This is a genomic window from Actinoplanes sp. HUAS TT8 (assembly GCF_051380535.1).
Taxonomy (GTDB): Bacteria; Actinomycetota; Actinomycetes; order Mycobacteriales; family Micromonosporaceae; genus Actinoplanes.
Genome location: NZ_CP195646.1, coordinates 6,196,279 through 6,223,022, shown reverse-complemented (window position 1 = coordinate 6,223,022; position 26,744 = coordinate 6,196,279). Strand labels below are relative to the sequence as shown.

General features: G+C 69.7%; 18 protein-coding genes. 13 read left to right on the top strand and 5 right to left on the bottom strand.

Annotated elements, in window-relative coordinates; translation table 11 throughout:
* Positions 1-362 precede the first annotated feature (362 nt).
* The 10 genes from ACSHV8_RS27870 (at position 363) to ACSHV8_RS27825 (ending at position 15,440) form a co-directional block, all read left to right on the top strand.
* Complete coding sequence (locus tag ACSHV8_RS27870; protein WP_436520235.1) at positions 363-1,022, top strand: sirohydrochlorin chelatase; 660 nt, start codon at positions 363-365, stop codon at positions 1,020-1,022.
* A gap of 92 nt (positions 1,023-1,114) precedes the next feature.
* Entirely contained in the window at positions 1,115-3,571 is a 2,457-nt protein-coding gene (gene nirB / locus ACSHV8_RS27865; protein ID WP_436520233.1) for a nitrite reductase large subunit NirB, read from the top strand.
* Positions 3,568-3,864, top strand: a complete 297-nt coding sequence (locus ACSHV8_RS27860) for a Rieske (2Fe-2S) protein (protein WP_436520231.1) — start codon at positions 3,568-3,570, stop codon at positions 3,862-3,864. The genes nirB and ACSHV8_RS27860 overlap by 4 nt, the downstream gene beginning before the upstream one ends.
* Position 3,865: 1 nt before the next feature.
* Entirely contained in the window at positions 3,866-5,203 is a 1,338-nt protein-coding gene (locus tag ACSHV8_RS27855; protein ID WP_436520230.1) for a nitrate/nitrite transporter, read from the top strand.
* A 267-nt stretch (positions 5,204-5,470) separates the two neighbouring features.
* Positions 5,471-5,860, top strand: a complete 390-nt coding sequence (locus tag ACSHV8_RS27850) for a hypothetical protein (protein WP_436520229.1) — start codon at positions 5,471-5,473, stop codon at positions 5,858-5,860.
* Positions 5,861-6,110: 250 nt separating this feature from the next.
* Positions 6,111-8,000 carry a hypothetical protein gene (locus ACSHV8_RS27845; RefSeq protein WP_436520227.1) on the top strand — a complete coding sequence of 630 codons (1,890 nt, stop codon included), beginning with the start codon at positions 6,111-6,113 and terminating at the stop codon, positions 7,998-8,000.
* A 259-nt stretch (positions 8,001-8,259) separates the two neighbouring features.
* Positions 8,260-11,148, top strand: a complete 2,889-nt coding sequence (locus ACSHV8_RS27840; protein WP_436520225.1) for an ABC transporter permease — start codon at positions 8,260-8,262, stop codon at positions 11,146-11,148.
* Positions 11,145-13,787 (top strand): FtsX-like permease family protein, encoded by a 2,643-nt coding sequence (locus tag ACSHV8_RS27835; RefSeq protein WP_436520223.1) that lies wholly within the window; start codon positions 11,145-11,147, stop codon positions 13,785-13,787. Before ACSHV8_RS27840 ends, ACSHV8_RS27835 begins: the two co-directional genes overlap by 4 nt.
* A gap of 43 nt (positions 13,788-13,830) precedes the next feature.
* Positions 13,831-14,766, top strand: a complete 936-nt coding sequence (locus tag ACSHV8_RS27830) for an ABC transporter ATP-binding protein (protein ID WP_436520221.1) — start codon at positions 13,831-13,833, stop codon at positions 14,764-14,766.
* Positions 14,763-15,440 carry an ABC transporter ATP-binding protein gene (locus tag ACSHV8_RS27825; protein ID WP_436520219.1) on the top strand — a complete coding sequence of 226 codons (678 nt, stop codon included), beginning with the start codon at positions 14,763-14,765 and terminating at the stop codon, positions 15,438-15,440. Before ACSHV8_RS27830 ends, ACSHV8_RS27825 begins: the two co-directional genes overlap by 4 nt.
* A gap of 21 nt (positions 15,441-15,461) precedes the next feature.
* Here ACSHV8_RS27825 and ACSHV8_RS27820 read toward each other — a convergent pair whose 3' ends face one another.
* Entirely contained in the window at positions 15,462-15,833 is a 372-nt protein-coding gene (locus tag ACSHV8_RS27820; protein ID WP_436520217.1) for a MerR family transcriptional regulator, read from the bottom strand.
* 51 nt (positions 15,834-15,884) lie between these two features.
* On the opposite strand from ACSHV8_RS27820, the gene ACSHV8_RS27815 reads away from it, so the two are divergent.
* Positions 15,885-16,484, top strand: a complete 600-nt coding sequence (locus ACSHV8_RS27815) for an NADPH-dependent FMN reductase (RefSeq protein WP_436520215.1) — start codon at positions 15,885-15,887, stop codon at positions 16,482-16,484.
* The gene (locus ACSHV8_RS27810) at positions 16,484-17,941 is read left to right on the top strand and encodes a DHA2 family efflux MFS transporter permease subunit (protein WP_436520213.1); all 1,458 of its coding nucleotides are present in this window, start codon (positions 16,484-16,486) and stop codon (positions 17,939-17,941) included. Before ACSHV8_RS27815 ends, ACSHV8_RS27810 begins: the two co-directional genes overlap by 1 nt.
* A gap of 629 nt (positions 17,942-18,570) precedes the next feature.
* On the opposite strand, the gene ACSHV8_RS27805 is transcribed toward ACSHV8_RS27810, so the two are convergent.
* From ACSHV8_RS27805 to ACSHV8_RS27790, 4 genes are all read right to left on the bottom strand, one after another.
* A complete protein-coding gene (locus ACSHV8_RS27805) occupies positions 18,571-19,485 on the bottom strand; it encodes a carbohydrate ABC transporter permease (protein WP_436520211.1) in 915 nt (304 codons plus the stop codon).
* Positions 19,482-20,423, bottom strand: coding sequence for a carbohydrate ABC transporter permease (locus tag ACSHV8_RS27800; protein WP_436520209.1), 942 nt, complete (start codon positions 20,421-20,423; stop codon positions 19,482-19,484). Before ACSHV8_RS27800 ends, ACSHV8_RS27805 begins: the two co-directional genes overlap by 4 nt.
* 138 nt (positions 20,424-20,561) lie before the next feature.
* Complete coding sequence (locus ACSHV8_RS27795) at positions 20,562-21,929, bottom strand: ABC transporter substrate-binding protein (RefSeq protein ID WP_436520207.1); 1,368 nt, start codon at positions 21,927-21,929, stop codon at positions 20,562-20,564.
* Positions 21,930-22,372: 443 nt separating this feature from the next.
* Positions 22,373-23,737, bottom strand: a complete 1,365-nt coding sequence (locus ACSHV8_RS27790) for a UDP-glucose dehydrogenase family protein (RefSeq protein ID WP_436520205.1) — start codon at positions 23,735-23,737, stop codon at positions 22,373-22,375.
* 356 nt (positions 23,738-24,093) lie between these two features.
* Between ACSHV8_RS27790 and ACSHV8_RS27785 the strand changes: the two genes are divergently transcribed.
* Entirely contained in the window at positions 24,094-26,739 is a 2,646-nt protein-coding gene (locus tag ACSHV8_RS27785) for a cellulose binding domain-containing protein (protein ID WP_436520203.1), read from the top strand.
* Positions 26,740-26,744 lie beyond the last annotated feature (5 nt).

Below are 26,744 nucleotides of genomic sequence, written 5' to 3'. Positions count from 1 at the left end.
GCGGGACGCCTTCTCGCACCTCACGGCCGAGCCCGATGTGTTGCCGGGCCGCCGTTGTATCCACATCCGGCATCGACGCCGGTCGGTAATGACGCCGGGTGGCATCGGCGCTGGCCGGCAGTGCCGGCCGGCATTGACGCCGGCCGGTGATGACGCCGGGCTCACCGCGGGGATCGAGGGCATCCGGGGTGCGCCGTGGGCGGGTTTGTTGCTCTGACCGCAACCACCCGACCACGTCGCCCTTGCGGGCCTCGCGTTCTGGGCGCGCCAGCGCCCTGCGAGGACCGGAAGGGTCCCCGCGGGAGCGACGGTCTGTACCCCGGCGGACCGAGGCAATGAAGAATTTGATCTTGGAGGTAACCGTGACCACTCTGATCGCTGTCGCTCATGGGACCCGCTCGGCCACCGGGCGCCGGCAGCTGCAGGAACTCGCCGCCTCGGTGGCGCGGCGGCGGCGCGGGCTCGACGTGCGGCTCTGCTACGTGGACGTGCAGGAACCGAAGGTTTCCGCGGTCGTGCCGACCGTGACCGATGCCGTGGTCGTGCCGCTGCTGCTGTCGTGCGGATATCACGTGCGGGTGGACATCGCGGAGGCCGTGGCCGGGACCGGGATTCCGGTGACGGCGCCGCTCGGGCCGGATCCGCTGCTGCTGGCGAGCCTGGTGCGCAACCTTCCGGAGGCGGACGCGGTCGTGCTGGCGGCGGCCGGGTCGTCCGATCCGGGATGGCGGGCCGATGTGGAGGGTGTGGCCGCGCAGCTGCCCGGCGGGGCGCGCGTGGGTTATGTGTCGGGGACCGGGCCGCGGGTGCCGGAGGTGGTCGCGCAGCTGCGCGCGGAGGGCGCGAAACGGGTCGCGATCGCGGCGTATCTGCTGGCCGACGGGCTGTTCTATCGGTCGCTGGGTGACGCCGGCGCGGACTCGGTGACGCCGCCGCTGGGCCGGGATGCCGGGGTCGCGGACCTGGTGTTGAGCCGGTTCGACCGGGCGCGTGCCCTCACAACGGCGGGTAGCCGGATGTAGGGATTTGCGAACAGCAGTGTCACGGTAAGTGGTCTTCCGGGTTAACGCCGCGCCGACAGAGTGACTGCACACGGCCAGAAGGGACCGACGCAGTGACTCAGAAGCTTGTCGTCATCGGCAACGGCATGGCGGGAGCCCGGACGGTCGAGGAGATCCTCGCCCGGGGCGGGGATTTCTCCGTGACGATGTTCGGTGACGAGCCTTACGGCAACTACAACCGGATCATGTTGTCCAACCTGCTCGCCGGGGTGGAGACCGAGGAGGGCATCTTCCTCAACGACCTCGGGTGGTACCGGGACAACGGGATCACGCTGAACGCCGGGGTCAAGGTCGAGCGGATCGACGCGGCGAACCGGACCGTCCACGACAGCAACGGCGGGGCCACCCCGTACGACAAGCTGATCATCGCGACCGGCAGCTACTCGTGGACGCCGCCGATGAAGAACGTGCACAACCCCAAGCGCGGCTACCACCAGGGCGTCTTCGCGTTCCGCACGCTCGACGACACCCGCGGGATGATCCGCTACGCCCGGGACCACGAGCGGGCGGTCGTGATCGGGGGCGGCCTGCTCGGCCTGGAGGCGGCCCGCGGCCTGCAGAACCACGTCAGCCACGTGACCCTGCTGCACGCCATGGGTCACCTGATGGACCGCCAGCTCGACCCCAAGGCCGGCCAGATGCTGCAGGCCAGCGTCGAGGGCAAGCTCGGGATCAACGTGATCACCAACGCGATGACCAGCGAGATCCTCGGCAAGGACCGGGTCACCGGGGTGAAGCTGGCCGACGGCACGGTCATCGAGTGCGACGTGGTGGTGATCGCCGCCGGCATCCGGCCGAACACCGAGATGGTGGCGGCCAGCGGCCTGCCGGTCGAGCGCGGCATCGTGGTCGACGACCAGATGCGGGTGCAGGGTCACGACGACATCTACTCGGTGGGGGAGTGCGCGCAGCACCGCGGCAACCTGTACGGCCTGGTCGCGCCGCTGTGGGATCAGGCCAAGGTGCTGGCCGACCACATCACCGGTACGGGCGCGGTCGCCTACACCGGCTCGAAGCTGCACACCAAGCTCAAGGTGGCCGGCATCGACGTCGCCTCGATGGGGCTGATCGCCCCGGAGCACGACGAGGACGAGGTGATCGTCTACAACGAGCCGAAGAAGGGGATCTACAAGCAGCTGATCATCCGCGAGGACGTGCTGGTCGGCGCGACCCTGGTCGGGGACAACAGCAAGGCGGCGTCGCTGATCCAGCATTTCGACCGGGGTACGCCGCTTCCGGACGAACGGTCGTCACTGATCTTCGACATCGGGGGAGTGGTCGAGGAGTCCCCTGAGGACATGGCCGACGACACCCAGATCTGCAACTGCAACGGGGTGAGCAAGGGCGCGATCTGCGGGGTCGTCGCCGGTGGCTGCAAAACGGTCAGCGGGGTCATGGACAGGACGCGCGCGGGCAAGGGCTGCGGGACCTGTAAGCCGCTCGTGCAGCGGATCGTCGACTGGGCCAACGGCGGCGCGGCCGAGGAGGACCCGGCCGCGTCCTGGTATGTCCCGGGCGTGCCGATGCCGAAGTCCGAGCTGATGGCGGCAATCCGGAAATATCGCTTGCTCAGTGTTTCGTCGGTTTTCGAGAAGCTCGTCCCGGACGGGACCCACGACGCCAAGAGCAAGATGGGCCTGGCAAGTCTCTTGAAGATGATGTGGGGCGCCGACTACGTCGACGAGCGCGACGCCCGGTTCATCAACGACCGCGTCCACGCCAACATCCAGCGCGACGGCACCTTCTCGGTGGTCCCGCAGATGAAGGGCGGCGTCACCACCCCGGCCCAGCTGCGGAAGATCGCCGAGGTCGCCGAGAAGTACGACGTCCCGATGGTCAAGCTGACCGGCGGGCAGCGCATCGACCTGCTCGGCGTGCCCAAGGAGCAGCTCCCGGCGATGTGGGCCGACCTGGACATGCCGTCCGGGTATGCCTACGCCAAGAGTTTCCGCACGGTGAAGACCTGTGTCGGCTCGGACTTCTGCCGGTTCGGCGTCGGGGACTCGACGGCGCTGGGCATCGCGATCGAGGAACGGTTCCAGGGCCTGGAAGGGCCCGGGAAGATGAAGCTCGCGGTGACCGGCTGCCCGCGGAACTGCGCCGAGGCGTACGTCAAGGATCTCGGTGTCGTCGCCATTGACGGCGGCAAATGGGAGATCTACGTCGGCGGTGCCGCCGGCGCCCACATCCGCAAGGGTGACCTGCTCACCACCGTGGACTCGGCCGAAGAGGTCATCCGGCTGACCGGGCGATTCCTGCAGTACTACCGCGAGAACGCCAACTGGCTGGAGCGGACCTACTCGTTCGTCCCGCGGATCGGCATCGACCGGATCCGGGAGATCGTCGTCGACGACGCCGACGGGATCGCGCTCGCCCTGGACGCCGCCGTCGAGGAGGCCGTGCAGGCGTACAAGGACCCCTGGAAAGAACGGAGTGAGCCGGTGACGCCGGGACAGTTCCGCACCTCCCTGCCCCTGACCGTGCTGCCCCAGGTCCCGGTGCGCGGATGAGCACGCTGGGCCGCCTCGACGACATCCCTCTCGGCGAGGGTCGCACCTACACCACCGACGGGGACATGGTCGCCGTCTTCCGCCTGCGCGACGGCTCCCTGCGCGCGGTCTCGGCGGTCTGCCCGCACAAGGGTGGCCCGCTGGCGGACGGGCAGATCGACAACGCGGTCGTCGTCTGCCCCCTGCACCTGTATGCCTGGGACCTCTCCACCGGGTGCTCCCAGTCCGGCCAGCCCCCGATCAACGTCTACCCGGTCCGGGTCGACGACGGTCAGATCGTCTTGGGAGAGTGACATGACCGCTATCGCCGTCGAGCGTCCTTCATCCGCCTCGCTGGGAGGCCACTGGATCGACGACTGGAACCCCGAGGACCCGACGTTCTGGGCCAACGGTGGGTCGAAGATCGCGAAGCGCAACCTGATCTTCTCGATCTTCTCCGAGCACATCGGTTTCTCGGTGTGGTCGCTGTGGTCGGTGATGGTGCTCTTCCTGGGCCCGAAGTACGGCTTCGACCCGGCCCAGAAGTTCCTCCTCACCGCCGTTCCGACGCTGGTCGGCGCCGGTCTGCGGATCCCGTACACGTTCGCCGTGGCCCGTTTCGGCGGCCGTAACTGGACCATCATCAGCGCGTCGCTGCTGCTGATCCCGTCGATCCTGGCCGCCTTCCTGATCAAGCCGGGGGTCGAGTTCTCCACCCTGCTGATCCTGGCCGCGACGGCCGGCGTCGGCGGCGGCAACTTCGCCTCCTCGATGGCCAACATCAACGCGTTCTTCCCGAACCGCTACAAGGGCTGGGCGCTCGGCATCAACGCCGGCGGCGGCAACATCGGTGTCGCCGCGGTCCAGCTGGTCGGCCTGTTCGTGCTGGCCACCTTCGGCGCCGGGCATCCGGGTGTGGTGGCCGGCATCTACATCCCGCTGATCGTGCTGGCCACGCTCGGTTCGGCCATCTGGATGGACAACCTCTCCCAGGCCCGCAACGAGAAGCGCGGCATGCGGGACGCGGTGAAGGAGGGGCACGCCTGGGTGATGTCGCTGCTCTACATCGGGACGTTCGGCTCGTTCATCGGGTTCGGGTTCGCGTTCGGGCAGGTGCTGCAGGTTCAGTTCGCGTCCCAGTTCAACACCCCGATCAAGGCGGCCTACCTGACGTTCCTCGGTCCGCTGCTGGGTTCGCTGATCCGGCCGGTCGGCGGGGCGCTGGCCGACCGGCTGGGCGGGGCGCGGGTGACGTTCGTGAACTTCATCGCCATGGGGATCGGCGCCACGGTCGTGCTGATCGCCGCCCAGCAGCGGTCGCTGCCGCTCTACATCGCCGGGTTCATCAGCCTGTTCATGCTGAGCGGGCTGGGCAACGGATCGACGTACAAGATGATTCCGGCGATCTTCAAGGCCAAGTACGGGACCGACGAGCACCAGGCGCGGCGGATCTCCGGCGCGGTGATCGGCCTGGCCGGGGCGATCGGCGCGGTCGGCGGGGTGCTGGTGAACCTGGCCTTCCGGCAGTCGTTCCTGACCTACAAGGACGCGGACGCGGCGTACCTGGCCTTCATCGGGTTCTACGCGCTGTGCGTGGTGGTGACCTGGGCGGTCTACCTGCGGCCGGCCGCTCGCCGGACGATCGCGGTCTGAGACCTCGCGTGGTGTGGCCCGGTGCGCTGTCGGCACCGGGCCACCGTCGTCTCCGGCCCCACATTCGCACTCAGTGTGCGTTGCCGCGCTTGACGCTCGATAAATGCGTAATGAGCTGCGGAAACCATTCGATGATCAAGGTTCTGGGAAGATCGAATAGACGTACGGGGTCACCTGATCGTGGACGTGTGTCGCCAAGCCGAAAGGCCCGTGACTCATATGATCAGTTTGTCCGAAATTACCTTTATCAACGAAAAGGTGATCCCTATGAACAAGGTGATGCGCGGTTTCGCCATGTCCGCCGTGGCGATCGCCGCCGGCCTCCTCGTCGGCGCCGGACCGGCCGCTGCGTCCTCCGCCGCGCCCACGACGCCGCAGGTCAAGCCGAAGGCCCCGGCCGCCGCGAAGGCCACGTCGCGGTCCCGGGTCCTCGGCTTCTACCGCAGCGCGGGCGCCTGCCACCAGGACGGGCGGCGCGGTGAGTTCCGCCGCCAGTGGACCGACCACGACTGCATTCCGGTGCGGGAGGGGTTCCGGCGCGGGTACGCGTTGAAGGTCTACTACGGCTGGGGCGGCCCCGACTTCCACGGGGGTCCGCACGGCGGTCCCCACGGTGGCCCGCATGGTGGGCCGCACGGCCCGTGGAAGAAGAGCTAGCAGGTAGAAGCAGTTCGGCCGAGGGTCGCATCCATTGAGGATGCGACCCTCGGCCGTTTCCGTGTCTAGATGATCAAATCGTAACTTAAACCCATTTACGTACAATTTGTCCGAACGGTCGATCGGCGTTTAGTCCTTTTCGCCGACCCCGATCGGACGGCGCCCCCGCGGATCTCGAGTGGGGTGTCGTTCACAGGTTTACCCTAGTCAATGCCTTTCCATCGGTAGGGGTAGATGGAAATGTGTCCACATGAGATGGCGAACCCCTTTCCTGGCGACGCTGGTCGTGGCTCTGGTGGCGGCGTCGGCGGGACCCGCCGCGGCGGCTTCGGCCTCCCCGCGGCTGAGCTACCTGAACCCCGGCGGGCAACCCCGGCTGACCGAGAAGGTGCCGGTCAACGTGGTCTTCGTCGGCTACTCGCCGAAGCGGACCGATTTCCTGGCCGGGCTGGCCAAGAAGTACGAGCCCGTGGTCCGCTCCCGGCTCACCTACGGGGTGACCGAGAAGCTCGGCATCACCTACACCTACGACTACAAACTCAAATATACCGACAAGTCGTATCAGGACGCGTTCTTCAAGCAGCTCGGCAAGCTGTCCACGCCGGCCCCGCTCACGGCGTACCAGCAGGCCTACAACGACCAGGCGAACAACGTCCTGGACGTCACGTCCAACAACTACATCGACGCCCCGACCGTCGAGAAGTGGCTGGCCTTCCACCCGCCGTCGGGCGTGGACACGCGGCGGAACACGATCTACTTCATCAACTGGTTCGGGCGTTCGGACTTCAAGTTCCACGTCTACACCAAGACCGGTGAGCCGGACCCGGACACCGGCTACGACTTCGGCAAGAACCGGGACAGCCGCAAGCTCATCGCCTGGGGCGGGACGACCGCCGACGACGAGGAGACCGGGCTGGGCGCGACCCGGCGGGTCTGGTTCCACGACCTGTCGGCCGGCCCGGAGTCCTGGACGTCGAACTACGACGTCGACAACGCGGACGTCGACGGCGACGGCGTCCCCGACTACCGCATGCCGCCGAGCTGGGAGTACACGAAGAACGGCTACCGCGACCCGTCGCAGCTGGCCGGCGACCTCTCCAAGATCACCCGGTACGTGGCCCTGAACCTGCTGATGACCACGTCCCCGCTCTACCCGGTCGAGCTGCCCGGCAACGCGCTGCCGAAGAGCATCAACGTCGACAGCAACACGTACGAGGGCTGGCCCGGCGTCGACGCCTCCCAGCAGTACATCAAACCGGCCCTGGTCACCGAGGAACTGTCCGAGCTGCGCTGGCGCAACCGCCTCAGCGAGGACCAGCAGGACCTGCCCTACACCGCCGAGAATCAGGCCTGTTACCTGGGCGAACTCGCCGACGAGTCCTGCTACCCGGACTCCGGCTACCCGTCGTTCGCCAACCTCTACCTCTACACCCGCGACCACCTGGCCGGCGTGCTCGACGGCAAGGCCGACTACGAGGTCCCGGTCTTCAACTACGCGGTCGGCGAGGGCATCGGCGTGCCCGCGCTCGGCTACGCCGACGACGACTGGGCCACCGGCGACCAGTCCTACGTCTTCTCGTTCATCTCCCCCGAGGTCGTGGCCAGCGGTTACGGCCTGACCACGACGCAGATCCACGAGGTCGGCCACCACCTGGGCATGTCGCACCCGCACGACGGCTACGACAGCGCCACCGGCGTCGACTACGGCCCGTCGGGCGACTTCCTGTTCGCCAACGCCGGCGACGAGAACAACTCGATGATGAGCTACATCGACCTGAACTGGGACTTCAGCCAGTTCGACCGTGACAACAGCGACCGTTTCCTGACCGCCGCCTACTGGGAGGCGGCGAACCGCGTGGCCGCGACCGTCCCGAAGGGCAAGGGTTACACCTCGCTCAAGGTCGCCGACGCGCTGCTCGCCCTCTCGTCCAAGGCGTTCGCCGCCCACGACTACCGGGCCGCCTACACCCTGGCCGAGAAGGCCTACTACAGCGTCGCCGCGATCCCGGGCGCCGGCACGGCCAAGGTGACCACGCAGCTCAAGGCCGAGGCCAAGGCGGCCCGCGCCAACACCGCCATCCACGACCCGCACGAGTTCATCGACACCCTGACCCCGGACAGCCCCCGCAGCCAACCCTAAAACCAAGATCAAATTCTTCATTGCCTCGGTCCGCCGGGGTACAGACCGTCGCTCCCGCGGGGACCCTCCCGGTCCTCGCAGGGCGCTGGCGCGCCCTGAACGCGAGGCCCGCAAGGGCGACGTGGTCGGGTGGTTGCGGTCCGAGCAACAAACCCTGTGACGGCTTTCATGCACCTCCGGAGCCGTCACAGGGCCGGGCCGGTCCCCGCGTCGCGATCCCATCTGGCAAGATCCCGCGCATGCTCGACCAGGCGCGCCGATGGCGCTGATCCTCAGGCGTGCGGCAGCGGCGCGGGGGCTGCTGGCCGCGGCGGCGGCGGTTCTGATCGCCGCGGTGCTCCTGCTCACGGGGCTGACCGCGTATGCCACCGTCTCGGCCGGCGCCGGTGTGCGCGCGGCCGTCGCCATCGCCGACCCGGACGAGACCTCGGTTCTCGTGCGCGGCTCGCTCGACACCGATCCGCAGGGCCGTGACCAGGCCGTCCGCGCCGCCTACGCCCCGGCCAAGGTGAGCGCCGCCCGCTACGGCTCCGGCTGGGCGGTCAAGGGCGCCACCGGCACCGCGGTCCCGGACTCGTCCGGTGTCGTCTACGCCTCGCTGATCCGCCTGGACGACCTGGCCCAGCACGCCGACCTGGTCTCCGGGGCCTGGCCGACCGGCAACGAGGTCGCGCTGGCCCAGCCGGCCGCCGCTGCGCTCGGCCTGACCAGCGGGAAGACGCTGCGCCTGGAGGATCGGCGGACCGGGAAGACGGTGTCCCGCAAGGTCGGCGCGGTCTGGCGCCCCCGGGACGTCGCCGACCCGTACTGGCTGCTCACCCCCGATGTGACCGGCGGGCACGTGCCGCAGACCTCGACCTACGGCCCGATCGTCAGCTCGGAGGCGCGGTTCTTCACGGGCGCGTCCGGCGGCTGGCTGATCGAGCCGAACCTCTCCGATCCGACGCTGGAGTCCATCCGCCGTACCTCGGAAATCGTCACCTCGACCGGAGCGGACCTGCCGCGTACCAGCGGCCTGGGGTCTTCCGCGACGATCAACACCGGCCTGCCCGACCTGGCCGACCGCCTGGATCGGGCCGACCTGGTCCGCCGGTCGACGCTGGTGACGCCGATGCTGCTGGTCGTGGTCCTCGGCGGCTACGCGTTGTCCCTGGTCGCGGTGCTGCTGGCGGAGTCCCGCAAGAGTGAGACGGCGCTGCTGCGGGCCCGCGGCGCGTCCCGCCGCCAGCTCACCGGTCTGGCCGCCGTCGAAGCGCTTGCGCTGGTGATCCCGGCCGCGCTGATCGGTGCGCCGCTGGCCGTCACCCTGCTGCGGCTCAAGTACGACGAGGTGCGCCTGGACGCCGGGGTGTGGCTGGTCGCCGCCCTGGTCGCGGTCGGTGGCCTGCTCGCGCTGGCCGCCCCGGCTACCCGTCGCGGCGGCACGTACATCGCGGAGACCTCCGGCCGTAAACGGCTCGGGATGCTGCGCCGGGCCGGCCTGGACCTGGTTCTGGTCGCGCTGGCCGTGCTCGCCTGGTTGCAGCTGCGGCAGTACTCGGCGCCGACCGGCGCCGGCGGCCTCGGCGTCGACCCGCTGCTGGCCGCCGCGCCGACGCTGGGTGTGCTGACCGGCGCGGTCCTGGCGATCCGACTGCTGCCGCCGGTCGCCCGGCTCGCCGCCGCCCGCCTGAACCGGGGCCGCGCCCAGGCCGCGCTGCTGGGCACCTGGCAGGCCGGCCGGCGCTCGCACGCCGGCCCGATGGTCATGCTGGCCCTGGCCGTCGCCGCGGCCACCGTCTCCTGGTGTCTGGCCGCGACCGCCGAGCAGTCCCGCGCCGACCAGGCCCTGCAGACCACCGGCGCCGACCTGCGGCTGGTCGAGTCCGGCGGCACCGCCCCGGCCGGCCGCGCCGAGGAACTGGCCAAGCTGCCCGGCGTGACGGCCGTGGTCTCGGGCTGGCGCGACTCGGTGCCGCTGACCGCGGGCAAGGACCCGGCCGAGGTGGTGGCCTTCGACGCGGCCGCGGCCGGCGGCGTGATCCAGGCCCGTGCGGACACCACCGGCGGACCGGTCTCGGCGCTGCTGGCCAAGCTGGCCGCGGCCGGTGGTCCCGGCCCGACCGCGACGCTGCAGCCCGGCCGGATCACCAGCACCGGTCCGGTCCGGACCACCGCGATCTTCGCCGACGGCCGCCGCGTCGAGCTCGGCACCAGCGACCGGGGCAAGCCCTTGACGTTCAGCCGGACCGGCCCCGGGCTGCTCGGTTTCCGGGCCGAGTCGATCGGCGAGGCAACCGCCGCGGGGTTCGATGAACCGCCCGTGACCTGGCAGATCACCGGCCAGGAGGGTTTCTGGCAGTCGACCGGCTCGGACATCTCGCCCTACCCGGTCAACGGCAGCGTCGCGATCGTGCAGAAGCAGGACTGGGCCCCGGTCCCGATCGCCATCACCCCGGCCACCCGCAAGGCACTGGGCGACTTCACCCAGCTCTCGGTCGGTGGTGTGTCGGTCCCGGTGAAGGTGATCGCCACGATCGACCGGGTGCCCGGCACGACCGCCGACGCGGCGATCCTGGCCGACCGGGCCGCGCTCGACGCCCGGCTGTTCCAGGGCTACGGCCTGCTGCACGGCGTCGGCGAGTGGTGGATCAGCGGCACCCCGGACACCTCCGGGCTGAGCGGCCTGCAGGTCTTCGACCAGCACGAACTCGCCTCGGGCGGTGACCCGTTCGGCAGTGCCGCGCAGGTCGCGCTCTTCGGGGCCGCGCTCGGGGCGATGCTGCTGGCCGCGGCCGGTATCGCCGCCGACGCCCGGGCCACCGCCCGGCACCGGTCGGTCGAGCTGGCCGTGCTGAACACGCTCGGCGCCGGCCCGCGCCTGCTGGCCCGCGCCATGATCGTCGAACAGGCGCTGCTGGCCGGCCTCGGCGCGCTGGCCGGCCTCGGGGTCGGGTTGCTGGTCGCCGCCGCGATGGCCCCGCTGCTGGTGCTGACCCCGTCGGCCCGCCGCCCGGTGCCGGACGCGATCCTGGAGGTCCTCTGGGGTCGCACGGTCGGCAGCGCGGCGCTGCTGATCGCGATCGCCCTCGCGGTCAGCGCGGTCACCGCGGTGGCCGCGACCCGCCGGCTGCCGGCATCCCGTCTGCGTCTGGGGGAGGACCGATGAGCGTCCTGCGTCGTGTCCGTTCCTTCCTGGCCCAGCTGCTTCTCCTGGCGGTGCTCGGCGGCCTGACCGCGTTCCTGGTCTCCGGGCCGATCCGGCTGGCCAACGGCCGCACCGACGACGGCCTGCGCGGCGACATCCGCGCGCTGGCCCCGGCCAACCGCGACCTGACCTTCTCCGGCATCCACGCGGCCGGCCTGCTGAGCTCGGCCGACCAGGCCGATCGTCTCCCGGAGATCGAGCAGCATCTGCCCGCTCCGCTGCGCGGACTGGTCAGCGGATCCTGGTACATCGCCGAGACCGACCTCAGCGCGATCGTCCCGGCCGGCACCGGCGTGCAGTCCTGCCCGAACGTGGCCGTGCTGCGCTACGAGCCGGCCACCGAAGCGGCGATCAGGATCGTCGCCGGGCGGGCGGCCGCCTCCAGCATGTCCCCCGAGGTGCTGGTCGGCCAGGACGCGGCCAAGCAACTCGGGATCAAGGTCGGTGACCGCCTCGACATGAGCGCCCGCTGGGGGACCACCCGCCTGCGCGTGGTCGGCGTGTTCGCCCCGGTGAACCCGGCCGACCCGATCTGGACCGACCAGCAGCTGCACAAGGGCGCCTGCCCGAACCCGCTGGACGGCCTGCGCGACGAGGCGGTGCTGCTCACCGACCAGACCGGCGCGCAGATGGCCTCGGCCTCGCTCAACGACCTGACCGACCGGTGGCGGTACCGGCTGGACGAGAACAGGATCACCGCCGACCAGGTGGACGCGCTCACCCGGTCGGTCGCCGAGGCCCGGCGTACCCCGCCCGAGAAGACCTCCATCCAGAGCAGCGTCGACAGCACCCTGGCCGATTTCGATCGGCAGGTCAGGGCGGTCCGGTCGCTGCTGGCCGTGGTGCAGGCCGGGATCCTGGCCACCGCGGCCGGGCTGATCCTGCTCGCCGCCCGGCTGATGACCGAGCGGCGGCGGCCCGAGTTCGCGCTGATCCGGGCGCGCGGCGGTGCGGTCGGTGCGGTGGCCGGACGTACCCTCCTGGAGGTCTTGATCGTGGTTCCGGTCGCGATCGTGATCGGATGGCTGGGCGGCACGCTGCTGCCCGGACGCGCCGACGCTCTCGAACCGGTGCTGGTCGCGGCCGTGGCCCTGCTGGCGATCCTGGCTGCGCCGGTGTCGGCCGCCCTGGTGGCCCGGCGCCCGTCGTTCTCCGGGGACCGCTCGGACGTGGTCGCGCTGCGGCCGTCGCCGCGACGGCTCACCGCCGAGGGGTTCCTGGTGCTGCTCGCGGGCGGCGGGATCTACCTGGTGCGGCTGCGCGGGCTCGACTCGGGGGCGGGCGTGGATCCGTACCTCATCGGTGCTCCTGTTCTTCTGGCCCTGGCCGCCTCGGTCATCGCGCTCCGGGGGGTGCCGTTCCCGCTGCGCTGGGCCGGTAACCTGGCCGCCCGCGCCCGCGGCGCGATCGCCTTCCTCGGCCTCAGCGGCGCCGGGCGCGCCCCGCTGCACTCCGGTCCGCTCGCCGTGCTCGTCGTGGCGATCGCCACCGGCCTGTTCACCGGCACCGTGACCAGCACCGTCGGCAGCGCCCGGGACCACGCCGCCGACCTGGCCGTGCCGGCCGACGCGGTGGTCAGCGGGTTCTTCTTCACGCCGGAGACCGCGCAGCAGATCGGTGCGCTGCCGCACGTCGACAAGGCGACGCCGGTGCTGCTGGCCTCGGGCACCTCCATCCGGGGCAACGCCAGCGTCAACATCCTGCAGGGCCAGGCCATGGTGGTCGACGCGGCGGCCTCCGGGCTCGACCTGCCGGCCGCGCTGACCGGCGCGACCAGGACCGACGGGCCGGTGCCGGCGATCGCCTCGTCGCACCTGGCCGCGCTGATCGGCACCGGCGGGACGGCCGAGGTGCTCGGGCGGGCCTACAAGTTCACCGTCGCCGTGGTCACCGACCAGGTGCCGGGGCTGGCCGCCGGGACCAAGGACTTCCTGGTGCTGCCCCAGCAGGCCATGCCGATCCCGTCCTACCAGCTCGTCCAGCCGAACCGGATCCTGATCGACGGGGACGGGGTCGATTTCGAGCAGGTCCGTAAAACGGCCGACGCCGGGCAGCGTGAGCAGGTCAAACGCTCGACCGGCCGGGTCGTCGAGGACTGGCAGCTGCCGGTGCCGTCGACCGTGACGACCCGCGAGTCGTACCGGGCGGGCCTGGAGAACCGGGGCGTCGACGGCGCGCTGACCTTCACGTTCGTCGCCGGCATGATCGCGGCGGCGGCGCTGTCGCTGACCGCGGTGGCCCTGGCCGTGCTGACCGGGGCGCCGGCCCGCGGGCGGACGCTGTCGCGCCTGCGCACCATGGGCCTGTCGCCCGGGCAGGGCCGACGCCTGCTGGTGTTCGAACTGGTCCCGCTGATCGCGGTGGCGGTGGTCGCCGGTGGGCTGGCCGGGTTCGCGTTGCCGGCACTGATCGGGCCGGCGCTGGACCTCGGCGGGTTCACCGCCGGGGTGGCGGCCGGGATCACCCTGGATCCGTGGTTCGCCGGTGGGGTCCTGGCGCTCGCGGTGCTGGCCGTGATCGCCGCCCTCGCCGTGGAGAATGTCGCCAACCGCCGCCTGCGCCTCGGCACAGTGCTGCGCGTGGGAGAGGAGCAGTCGTGATGTCTTCATCCTCGCCGCGGTCCCGGAACATGGAGGAGCAGTCGTGACTACGGATCTCGCCGGCCTGGAACGGAAGGCGGCCGAGCAGGCCGCGGCCCGCGCCGGGGGACAGGACCGGCTCAGCGGGCACATCGTCTGCGACGGCCTGGTCCGGATCTTCCGCACCGAGGGCGTCGAGGTGATGGCCCTGCAGGGCCTGGACCTGGTCGTCGACCGCGGTGAGCTGCTGGCCGTCGTCGGCGCGTCCGGCTCCGGCAAGTCGACGATGCTGAACATCCTGTCCGGCCTCGACGAGCCGACCGCCGGCATCGCCAAGGTGGCCGGTTTTGATCTGCTCGGCATGACCGCCAAGAAGCGCCTCGAATACCGGCGCCGGATCGTCGGGTTCGTCTGGCAGCAGACCGCGCGGAACCTGCTGCCGTACCTGACCGCCCGGGAGAACGTCGAACTGCCGATGCGCCTGTCCGGCCGACGGTCCCGCCGGAGGGCCGACGAGCTGCTGGAGATGGTCGGCGTCGCCCATCGGGCCGCCCGCCGCCCGGCCGAGATGTCCGGTGGCGAGCAGCAGCGGGCCGCGGTCGCGGTCGCCCTGGCCAACGATCCCGAGGTGCTCTTCGCCGACGAGCCGACCGGTGAGCTCGACGAGGCGACCGCCGACGAGGTGTTCGGCGCGCTGCGCACGGTCAACGCCGAGCTCGGGGTCACGGTCGTCGTGGTGACCCACGACAAGGCGGTGGCCAGCCAGGTCCGCCGAGCGGTCGCTATCCGCGACGGGAAAACCGCTTCGGAGGTACGGCGTTCCGCCCGTCTCGCCGAGGACGGCACCGAACAGCAGGTCTCCGAGGAGTACGCCGTCCTCGACCGGGCCGGGCGCCTGCAGTTGCCGGCCGCGTTCGTCGAGGCCCTGGAGCTGCGCGACCGGGTCCGCCTGAATCTTGAACCCGACCACGTCGAGGTCCGTCCGGGGGAGTCCAAGTGAGTGTCGTCGAGGTTTCCGGGCTGACCCGGGACTACGGCAGTGGTGAGCAGGTCGTGCACGCGCTGGCCGGTGTCACCTTCACGGCCGAGAAGGGCGAGCTGGTCGCCGTCCGGGGCCGTTCCGGGGCGGGCAAGACCACGCTGCTGAACCTGATCGGCGGCCTCGACCGGCCGACCGGCGGGCAGATCACGGTCGCCGGCCGGCCGGTCACCGGGGCGGCCGAGGCCGACCTGCTCGAACTGCGCCGCGACACCATCGGGTTCGTGTTCCAGTCGTTCGGCCTGATCCCGATCCTGTCCGCCGCCGAGAACGTGAGCATCCCGATGCGGCTGGCCAAACGCGACCCGCGGGAACGCGACGAACGGGTCGCGGTGCTGCTCGAACTGGTCGGGCTGGGCGGGCAGGCCAACCAGCGGCCGGGCGAACTCTCCGGCGGCCAGCAGCAGCGGGTCGCCCTGGCCCGCGCGCTGGCCAACGACCCGGACCTGCTGATCGCCGACGAGCCGACCGGTCAGCTGGACTCCGATACCGGGCGGGCGATCATGGACCTGCTCCGGGCCGTGGTCGACGCCCGCGGGATGACCGCGCTGGTCGCGACCCACGACCCGAACCTGATCGACCGGGCCGACCGGGTCCTCAGCCTGCGCGACGGCCGGCTGGTCGAAGGGCTCTAGCCTCGACCGCTCGCACGCTCTTTACAGCTCGCACAGGCGGGCGCCGGAACTCATGGCGGACAGATGCTCGCGCAGGGCGGCCGTGCGGGCCTCCGCCTCGGCGATCAGCGTGTCCGCGATCCGGCCCCAGTCCTCGCAGGCCGGCCTGTCCGGGAGATCGGCGAAGACGTCGGCGATCTCCCGGACGGTCAGGCCGACCCGCTGCGCGACCTTGGCCACCCGGATGCGGCAGGCCGCGTTCTCGTCGAACCGCCGCTGATCACCCGCGGTCCGTTCGGCCCGGATGACGCCGTGCTGCTCGTAGAACCGGACCGCGGACGGGGCGACCCCGGCCTCGGCGGCCACTTCACCGACCGTATGTACGTACGTCGAAGGTGTTCGGGTGATGCTCATCGCCCCATCCTGCCTTGACTTCAACATATGTTGAAGCCCGAACCTGGCGTCATGACCGAATCCCCGCTCCACATCGCAGTGATCGCCGGCAGCGTCCGGGACCAGCGGATGAGCCGTTCCGTCGCCGAATGGGCGTCGTTCCGCGCGGCCGGCGCCGGCTCTCCGGACGGCTCGTCCGACGGTGCGCCCAAGGTCGAGGTCGACCTGATCGACTGCGCCGAGGCCGACCTGCCCGACGACGGCGGCCTGCGCCCCGGCGGCAGTGCCGCCTCCCCGATCGCCGCCCGCCTCGAAACCGCCGACGCGTTCGTCATCGTGACGCCCGAGTACAACCACAGCTACCCGGCCGGCCTCAAACGCCTCATCGACTGGCACTACCGCGAGTGGATGTTCAAACCGGCAACCATTCTCCCGTACGGGGTGCAGGCCGGACTGCTGGCCGCCGAACACCTCCGCGGCGTCTTCGCCGAACTGCACGTCGTCACCACCCGCCGGATCGTCGGCCTGACCCGCCCGTGGGAGCACCTCGGCCCGGTCGGCTTCACCCCACCGGCCCCGGTCGAGGAGGCCTTCGACGCCGCCCTGCGCGAACTCACCTGGTGGGCCACCACCCTGCGGACCGCTCGGCGCGACCGGCCGTACGCCGGCTGATGCGTCGCCTCGGACTCACGCTGGCCCTCGGCGGCCTGCTCGTGGTCGTCGACACGACAGTGACCGTGGTCGCGATCCCGGCCCTGGTCACCGGCCTGCACACCACGCTGACCGCGGTCCAGTGGGTGACCACCGCGTACCTGCTGGGCATCGTCGCCGTCATCCCGCTGGCCGGCTGGTCCGCGGCCCGCTTCGGCGCCCGCCGCGTCTACCTGGCGGCGCTGCTCGCCTTCACCCTGTTCTCCGCCCTGGCCGGCCTGGCCCCGAACGTCACCGCCCTGGCCGTGTTCCGCGCCCTCCAAGGACTCGGCGGCGGTCTGCTCAACCCGGTCGGCCAGGCGATCGGGCTGAGCGCGGTACCCCACGACCGGCGCGGACGCCTGATGAGCCTGCTGGCGTTACCCCTGGTGATCGGCCCGGTCTGCGGCCCACCCCTGGCCGGCTGGCTGATCTCGTCCGCGTCCTGGCGCTGGATCTTCCTGATCAACATTCCCCTGGGCGCGGTGGCCCTGCTCGCCTCGTACCGATTCCTCCCCGCCCACTCCCCGGCCCCACCGGCGGTCCAGCGGATCGACTGGGCCGGACTCGTGCAACTCTCCGGCGGGGCGGTGCTCGTCGTCCTCGGCGGCACCCTGCTCGACCGCACCGGCAGCCCACTCGGCCTCGGCCTCGCCGTGCTGGTCACCGGGCTCGCCCTGCTGGGACTGTTCACCCGGCGGGCCCTGCGCCCGTCCCCACTGGTCGACCTGCGACTCCTGCAACGACGCCAATTCCGGGCCGGAACCACGGTGATGGTGTGCTTCGGTGCGGCCTACTTCGGCTCGATGTCGGTGCTGCCCCTCTACGTCCAAGGCGTCCACGGCGACTCGGCCGCCGTCGTCGGAACCCTCATCCTGCCCCAAGCGATCGCCGTAGGCCTGACCGCCCAGATCGCCACCCGCCTCACCGACCGCATCCCACCCCACCGCATCGTGATCACCGGAACCGCGCTGGGCCTGCTCGGCGCCCTCGGCCTGTTCGCGGCGTTGTCGGCGGATGCCGGATACCCCCTGATCCTGGCCGCGACAGTCCTCGTCGGCGCCGGCTCCGGCGCCACCCTGATGCCCACCATGACCCTGGTCGTCCGCGACCTGGACCAGACCGAGACCCCGCGCGGCACCACGCTGCTCAACCTGCTCCAGCGACTCTCCGCCGCCCTCGGCACCGCCGTGGTCGCGGTCGTCCTGAACGTCCTGGTCGCCGGCCACCTGCCCGGCGGGGTGGCCGCGATGCTCGCCCTGACCCCGGACGCCCGCGCCGCCGACCGGTCAGCGCTGGCCGGCGCGGTCGGATCCAGCTACTTGATCGCGGCCGCGCTGATCGCGACCAGCCTGGTCGTCGCCCTCCGTTCCCTGCGCCCATCCACCCCCACCAAGATCCAACCCAACCTCCCGCAGGCCGAACCCCGCAGTACTTAGTCCCCACCCACCCTGGGGGCCGGTCCCAATGCCAGTCTGACCGAAAACCCCAAGATCACGTGCCTGCCCTGTGGACAACCGGCCAGTGTGGACAATCCCGAGCCGCCCGCCACACCGTGCTACGAGCAGCCGGCCCGGCCCGGCCCGCCTGCCCGCCAGCCCGGTCTGCCCGCCAGCCCGGCCTGCCCACCTGCCCGGCCAGCCGGCCGACGCCCCCGCTCGCCAACCCGGCGATACAACCTTGAGTCCCAGCCGAGTGCGGTTGGCTGGTGGTGAGGGTTGTTTCGGGGTCCTGGACGGACCCTGAGCGCCAGCCGAGTGCGGTCGGCTGGTGGTGAGGGTTGTTTCGGGATCCTGGACGGACCCTGAGCGCCAGCCGAGAGCGGTTGGCTGGTGGTGAGGGTCGCTTCGGGGTCCGGGACACAGCCCTCAGCGCCAGCTGGGTCCGGGGCCGCGCCGCGGGCGTGAGTGACCGTGGTGTCGCGTGGCGGCGCCGGGGGCGCGGGGCGGGCGGTGAGCGTCGCGTGGCGTTGGCGGGCGGGTTTGACGACGTACGGGAAAGGGGTCGTGAAATGCAATCCGGGGCCGCACCGAAAAGGCGCGACCCCGGCAGAGCGGTACCGAACGAGCTACCCCTTGACGCTGCCCGCGAGCAGGCCGCGGACGAAGTAGCGCTGGAGCAGCAGGAACACCGTGACCGGCACGATGATCGAGACGAAGGCGCCGGAGGACAGCAGGTGCCAGGCGGTGCCCCGGGTGCCGGTGAGGTTGGCCAGCTGGAGGGTGATCGGCGCGACCTCGTCGCCGCCGCCGGCGAAGACCAGGGCGACGAGCAGGTCGTTCCAGACCCAGAGGAACTGGAAGATGCCGAACGCCGCGAGGGCGGGCGTGAGCAGCGGCAACATCACCTTGAAGAAGATCGCCACGTGACCGGCGCCGTCGACCCGGGCGGCTTCGATCAGGCCGGCCGGGATCTCCTTCATGAAGTTGTGCAGCAGGTAGATGGCCAAGGGGAGGGCGAACGTGGAGTGCGCCAGCCACAGCGGCCAGAACGTGCCGCTGATGCCGACCTTCACGAAGATCGTCAGCAGCGGGATGAGGGTGACCTGCAGCGGCACGATCTGCAGCGCGAAGATCGCCAGGAACAGGACGTTCTTGCCGCGGAAGTTGACCCACGCGAACGCGTACGCCCCGAGGGCGGCCAGTGCGAGCGGGATGAGCACCGCGGGGATGCAGATCACCAGCGAGTTGATGAAGAAGGTGCCGAGGTTGACACCGCTGTCGCTGTCGAACACGGCCCGGTAGTTGTCGAGCGTGACCTGCGGGTCGGTGAAGAACGTCCACCAGCCGGTCCGCTTGATGTCCAGTTCGGGCCGGAACGAGGAGAGCAGCAGGCCGAAGGTCGGGAGCGTCCACAGCACGGCGAGAACGATCGCGGCCAGCGAGGCCCACGGCGAGCTGAGCCGCTTCTTCGCGATCGCCGAGGGCTTTTCGGCGGCAGCCTTCAGATCCGGCGTGGTCGCGACGGGTGTGGCCGTCATCATGCCTCCCGACGGACTTGGCGGATGTTGTAGAACACGATCGGCAGCACCAGGATGAACAGCACCACCGCGAGCGCGGCGGCCAGGCCCTGGTTGTCGGCCCGGATCAGCTGGCTGTAGAACTCGTTCGCGATGACGCTGGTGTTGAAGTTACCGCCGGTCATCGTGCGGACGACGTCGAACACCTTGAGCGTGCCGATGGCGATCGTGGTCAGGACCACGACGACGGTCGGGCGAACGGTCGGCAGCGTGATCTTGAAGAACATCGTCCACGGGGTGACGCCGTCGAGGCGGGCCGCCTCCACGATCTCGTCCGGGATCGCCTTGATCGCGGCCGAGAGGATGGTCATCGCGAATCCGGCCTGGATCCAGATGAACACCACGATCAGCAGCAGCGTGTTCAGCTTGAAGGTGTCCGTGATCAACAGCTGGACCGGCTCGCCGCCGAGCCAGACGATGATCTGGTTGATCAGGCCGATCTGGTGGACGTTGGGCTGGTTCACCCGGTACTCGTAGACGAACTTCCAGATCACCGACGCGGCGACCAGGGAGATCGCCGTGGGCAGGAAGATCAGGGCTTTGGCGAACGACTCGAAGCGGGACTTGTCGACCAGGATCGCGTAGATCAGGCCGATGCCGGTCGCCGCGACCGGGACGATGAGCACCCAGATGATCGTGTTGGCGAGCACGACGAGCTGGTCGTGATCGGTCAGGATCGTCTTGTAGTTGTCGACGCCGATGAACGAACTGCCGTGCGCGTCGAAGAACGACTCGTAGATCGTGCGCAGGCCGGGGTAGACCAGGCCGACGGCGAGAAGCAGGATCGCCGGCAGCAGGTAGAGGTAGCCGACCCAGGTGTCGGAGCGTTTGCCCCGGACCCGGCTCGCGAGGAAGAGGATGACGCCGAGCACGGCGGCGAACAGCAGGAGTGCCGCCAGCATCTGCAGAAGCTTTTCAGGGGTGGTGCTCGCAGTGGAAAACACGCGACCCGGACCTCCTTCGTGTTTCCGAGGGGAAAGAGGGCGATGGCCGGCCGGGATGCTGGGCGCATCCCGGCCGGCCTCGGAGTACTACTCAGATCACTTGGGCCACGCGGCTTCGATGTTGTTCACCGTGGTGGTCGTGTCCTGTCCGGTGATCCAGGCCGTGGCCTGCTTCCAGAAGGCGTTCGAGCCGACCGCGGCGGGCATCTGGTCCGAGCCGTCGAAGCGGAACTGCGCGTTCGGGTCCTGCAGGATCTTGGCGGACAGCTGGTCGATCGGGTTCGTCAGGTTCTCGATCTTCAGGCCCTTGTTGGCGCTCACCCAGCCGCTCGACGCCTTGGCCTTGAGGTTGGCCCAGGTGTCGGTGGACAGGAAGTACTGGAACGCCTTGACCTCGGGACGGTCGGCGAAGGCGAGAACGAACTCGCCACCACCCAGGACCGGCTTGGTGGTCGCGTCCTTGCCGGGCAGGTAGAAGGCGTAGATGTCGCCCGTCTCCGAGATCTCGGTGCCCTTGGGGAAGTTGGCCGCGTAGAACGAGGCCTGGCGGTGCAGCGAGCAGTTGCCCTCGAGGATCTGCAGGCCGGCGTCCTGGAACGTGGTGGACGCGACGCTCTTGACGTCACCGAGACCACCGTTGACGTACTTGTCGTTCTTCAGGTAGTCGCCGACCGCGTTCCACACCGCGGTGTCGTCCGCGTTGTTGAACGGCGTCTCGTGCTTGACCCACTTGTCGTAGGCGTCCGCGCCGTAGAGACGCAGGTAGAAGTCCTCGATCCAGTCGGTGACCGGCCAGCCGGTGGCGTCACCGGAGCCGATACCCGCGCACCACGGCTTCGAGCCGGTCGCGGCGATCTTGTCGCTGAGGGTCTTCAGCTCGTCCAGCGTGGTGGGGACGGTGTAGCCCTTTTCGGTGAACTGCTTGGGCGAGTACCACACCAGGGACTTCACGTTGGCACCGAGCGGCGCGGCGTAGAACTTGCCGTCGACCGTCCCGTACGCCTTCCAGTCCTTGCCGAACCACTTGTCGGTGTTGTCGGAGACCTCCTTGGGGGCCTCGACCGCCTTACCGGTGGCGACCAGCTGCTGGAGCAGACCCGGCTGCGGCACGTACGCGATGTCCGGCGGGTTGCCGGCCTTCGCGCGGACCAGGATCTGGGTCTCGAAGGACTTGTCGCCCTCGTACTTCACCGTGGCGCCGGTGCACTTCTCGAAGGGCTCGTACGACTTCTTCTGCGGAGTGTCCTCCGGGGTGACGATGCCGGTGTAGACCGAGATCGTCTTGCCCTTGATGTCGCCGAACTGAGTGAACACCGAACAATCGATGCCCGCAGACGCTGTATCGGTGGAACCGCTCGAGTCGTCCTTGCTGTCGCCGCAGGCGGCCAGGCTGAACACCAGCCCGACGCCGAGGGCACCGGCGAGCGCGACTCGAGATCGCGAACTCCCACTGTGACCGAACATACCGCTCCCTATGTCTTGACGCGCCTCCGGCGTCAGGTGACGCCGCCGTCCGAAGCGCTTCTTGACCAACAGTCAAGAGGTAACCGCCACGTTGCGCAATGATTTCCGCGTGATCGAGTCGGTAACGATATAGCTGCGGGGCCCGGGCACCTTAACCGGTTAAGAAGATTGACGGAAGAGTCTAGTTCTTCCGGGGTTGTTTAGGGTGATTTTTACGTACTTAGCGCTCATGATACGGACGGTGAGTCGGTTTTGTTGGGCTTCGCGTGAACCCGCTTCCAGCGCGTACGTAACAACGCACGCGACCGATGCGGGCCGCCGCGTCCGCGTAAGAACTTGCATCGAGTGATCGCGTCTTGAACGGCACGATTCGGTTCTAGTCCGACAAAAAAGAACCGCCGTGGCGAGGCGCCACGGCGGTTCGGAAGAGCGGTACGGAACGGTCAGCCGGCGATCGCCACGTACTTGAAGCCCAGGCGCCGCATCCGCTCGGCGTCCAGCGCGTGGCGCCCGTCGAGCACCAGCGGGTTGCGCATCAGCCCGACGAACTTGCTCCAGTCCAGTTCCAGGTACTGCGCCCACTCGGTGACCAGCACGACCGCGTCGCAGTCGTCGAAGACGCCGTCCAGGGTGTCGCTCAGGTACGGCGCGAGCTCCGGCTGCTCCCGGCGGAAGCGCTCGGCCGCGATCGGGTCGTGCAGGCGCACCCGGGCGCCGCGGGCCAGCAGCAGGTTGGCGATGTCCAGCGCGGGGGAGTCGCGCAGGTCGTCGGTGTTCGGCTTGAACGCCAGCCCGAGCAGGCCGATCTTGCGGCCCTTGAGGATGCGCAGCTCGTCCTGCAGGCGCTCGACGGCGATCGCGCGCTGCCGCTGGTTGACCTCGCGGGCCGCCTTCACGATCGGCATCTCGAGGTTGTACTCGCTCGCGGTGGCGACCAGGGCCTTGGTGTCCTTGCCGAAGCAGGAGCCGCCCCAGCCGACGCCGGGCTGCAGGAACCGGGAGCCGATCCGCTGGTCCAGGCCCATGCCGCGGGCGACCTCGGTGATGTCGGCACCGACCTTGGCGGCGAGCTGGCCGATCTCGTTCACGTAACTGATCTTGAGGGCCAGGAACGCGTTGGCCGCGTACTTGATCAGCTCGGCCGACGCCAGGTCGGTGGAGACCAGCGGGACCGCGGTGGCGTCCTCCGGCCGGGCCAGGAAGGCCGGCGGGGTGAAGGTCTGGTTGATGATCGGCCGGTACAGCCGGTTCAGTACTTCCAGGCTGCGCGGGTTGTCCGAGCCGATGACGATCCGGTCCGGATAGAGGGTGTCGGCGATCGCGTTGCCCTCGCGGAGGAACTCCGGGTTCGACGCGACGGCGAACTCGACGCCGGCCGGGCGGTCGTCACGCTGAGCGAACGACTCGCGCAGGATCGCGTCCACCCAGTTGCCGCTGCCGATCGGCACCGTCGATTTGTTCACCACGACGGTGAAGTCGTGATCGAGCGACCGCGCCACGCTCTCCGCGGCCGAGCGCAGGAAGCGGAGGTCCGGGCTGCCGTCGGCCGCGGACGGGGTCTGCACCGCCACGAACACCACGTCGGCGCCCGGAACACCCTCGTCGTAGCTGGTCGTGAAGCTGAGGTTCGGCGCCGCCTCGGCCAGGAGCTCTTCCATCCCCGGCTCGTAGATGGGGCACTTGCCGGCACGCAGCATGTCGACCTTGTTCTGGTCGAGATCCACGCACGTCACCTCATGCCCCAGGAAGGCGAGGCTGACGCCGGTGGTCAGACCGACATAGCCGGTACCCACAACGCAAACCTTCATGCAATCTCCTCCACCGCTACACCCGGCTGTCGTCACGCCGTGTACCGGTCACTTCGCCGCCGATCGGCTACGGGCCCGACCGGTAGGTGCTGGCCCGCGCATTCCGCCGAATGATACACAGGCGCCTCTCCAGTAACTTGTCGCAGCTCACAGCGTTACGTGCGCCGATAAACGCGCTGACTAGGGGTTTTACCCCGGCAGCTGAAGATCGAACCTCGTCGTTCACCCAATTGTTGCTCTCCGTAGTTGAACGGCGACGGTTGTTGAATGTTTCGGGCTCTTGACAGGGAGATGACGGGGACACACGCTTTGGGAGCGCTCCCACCTCGATGGACGTCAATGGAGGTCTCCCCCCGATGAAAAGACTTCTCGCCGCCCTGGTGGTCGTGGCCGCCGCGGTGGCCGTCGTCTGGTCTCCCCTTTCGGCCACGGCCGCGGCCAGTGACCCGTACGCCTGGAAGAACGTCCGGATTGACGGCGGTGGATTCATCCCCGGCATCGTCTTCAACCCGGGCGAGCAGAACCTGATCTACGCCCGCACCGACATCGGCGGCGCCTACCGCTGGAATCAGTCGAGCCAGAGCTGGACACCGCTGCTGGACTGGGTCGGCCAGGACGACTGGGGTCACAACGGCGTGCTCAGCATCGCGCCCGACCCGGTCGACACCGGGCGGGTCTACGCCGCGGTCGGCATGTACACCAACAGCTGGGACCCGAACAACGGCGCGATCCTGCGCTCGACCGACAAGGGCGCGACCTGGCAGCAGACCAACCTGCCGTTCAAGGTCGGCGGCAACATGCCCGGCCGGGGGATGGGGGAGCGCCTCGCCGTCGACCCGAGCAACAACAAGAACGTCTACTTCGCGGCCGAGGGCGGCAACGGTCTCTGGCGCAGCACGGACTACGGCGTCACGTGGGCCAAAGTAGGAAACTTCCCGAATGTCGGAAATTACGTCCAGGATCCGACCGACACCAACAACTACCTGAACCAGAACCAGGGCCTGACCTGGGTCACCTTCGGTTCGGCCGGCAGGATCTTCGTCGGGGTGGCCGATAAGGACAACCCGGTCTACACGAGCACGGACAGTGGCGCCACGTGGAGCCGGGTTGCGGGCCAGCCAACCGGCTATATCGCCCACAAAGGCGTAATTTCCGGAAATTATCTCTTCATCGCCACCAGCGACACCGGCGGCCCCTACGACGGCGGCGCAGGTCAGGTCTACCGCCTGGACATCACGACCGGCGTGTGGACGGATATCTCGCCCACAGCGGTAGCCGACCGCTACTACGGCTACTCCGGCCTGACCGTTGACAGACAACACCCCGGAACGCTCATGGTCGCCACCCAGATCTCCTGGTGGCCGGATGCGATCTTCTTCCGCAGCACCGACTACGGCGCCACCTGGACCCGGGCCTGGGACTGGACGAGCTATCCGAGCCGCTCCAAGCGCTACACCCTGGACATCTCGGCCAACCCGTGGCTGGACTTCAACAGCACCGCCCAGGCGCCCGAGGAGAGCCCGAAGCTCGGCTGGATGAACGAGTCCCTCGCGATCGACCCGTTCGACTCCAACCGGATGCTCTACGGCACCGGCGCCACCCTCTACGGCACCACCGACCTGACCAAGTGGGACTCCGGCGGCACGATCACGATCAAGCCGACGGCCAAGGGCATCGAGGAGACCGCGGTCCTCGACCTGGCCAGCCCGCCCAGCGGCGCACCGCTGGTCAGCGCGCTCGGTGACATCGGCGGCTTCTACCACGCCGATCTCGACACCGTGCCGGCCAACTTCCACGACACCCCGAGCCTGGGCAGCAACACCAGCCTCGACTTCGCCGAGCTCAGTCCCAGTTTCTTCGTCCGGGTCGGCAACGCCGACGCCGCGCCGCACATCGGCATCTCCAACGACGGCGGCAAGACCTGGTACCAGGGTCAGGAGCCGTCCGGCGTGACCGGCGGCGGCACCGTCGCGGTCGGCGCCGACGCCAACAACGTCGTCTGGTCGCCGGCCGGCACCGGCGTCTACTACTCCACCACCCGGGGCAGCACCTGGACGGCCTCCACCGGCATCCCGACCGGCGCGATCGTCGAATCCGACCGGGTCAACCCCAAGACCTTCTTCGCGTACGCCGGTGGCACGTTCTACACCAGCACGGACGGCGGCGCGACGTTCACCGCCCGGTCCGTGGCCCTGCCGACGACCGGGCGCCTGCACCTGAAGGCGGTGCCGGGCATCGCCGGTGAGGTCTGGGTCGCCGGGAGCACCGGGTTGTTCCGCTCGACCGACTCCGGCGCCACGTTCACCAAGGTCAGCACCGTGGCCGAGGGCGTCAACGTGGCCTTCGGCAAGGCGGCCCCGGGCGCCACCCACCCGGCGGTCTTCCTGGTCGGCACGGTCGACGGCGTCGACGGGGTGTTCCGCTCCGACGACACCGGCAGCTCCTGGCTGCGGATCAACGACGACAAGCACCAGTACGGCAACGCCGGTGACGCCCTGGCCGGCGACCCGCGCATCTGGGGCCGCGTCTACCTGGGCACCAACGGCCGGGGCATCTTCTACGCGGACCGGACCGGCCCGGTGCCCTCGACGTCGGCGTCACCCTCGGTCAGCCCGTCGACCTCGGTCAGTCCGTCGACCTCGACCAGCCCGTCAAGTTCCCCCAGCCCGTCGACGTCGCCCTCGACCGGTTCCGGCTGCACCGCCGCCTACAAGGTGACCGGTTCGTGGACCGGCGGCTTCCAGGGCGAGGTCACCGTCACCAACAACGGCGGCACGGCCACCACCGGCTGGACCGTCAAGTGGGCCTACACCGCCGGTCAGACCGTCACGCAGAGCTGGGGTGGCACGGCGACCCAGTCCGGCTCGGCGGTCACCGTCACCAACGCGTCCTACAACGGCGCCCTCGCGTCCGGGGCATCCACGACCTTCGGGTTCCTCGGCAGCACCACCGGCACCACCAATCCCGTCCCGTCTCCCGTCTCCTGCTCCCGCGTCCCCTAGGAGGA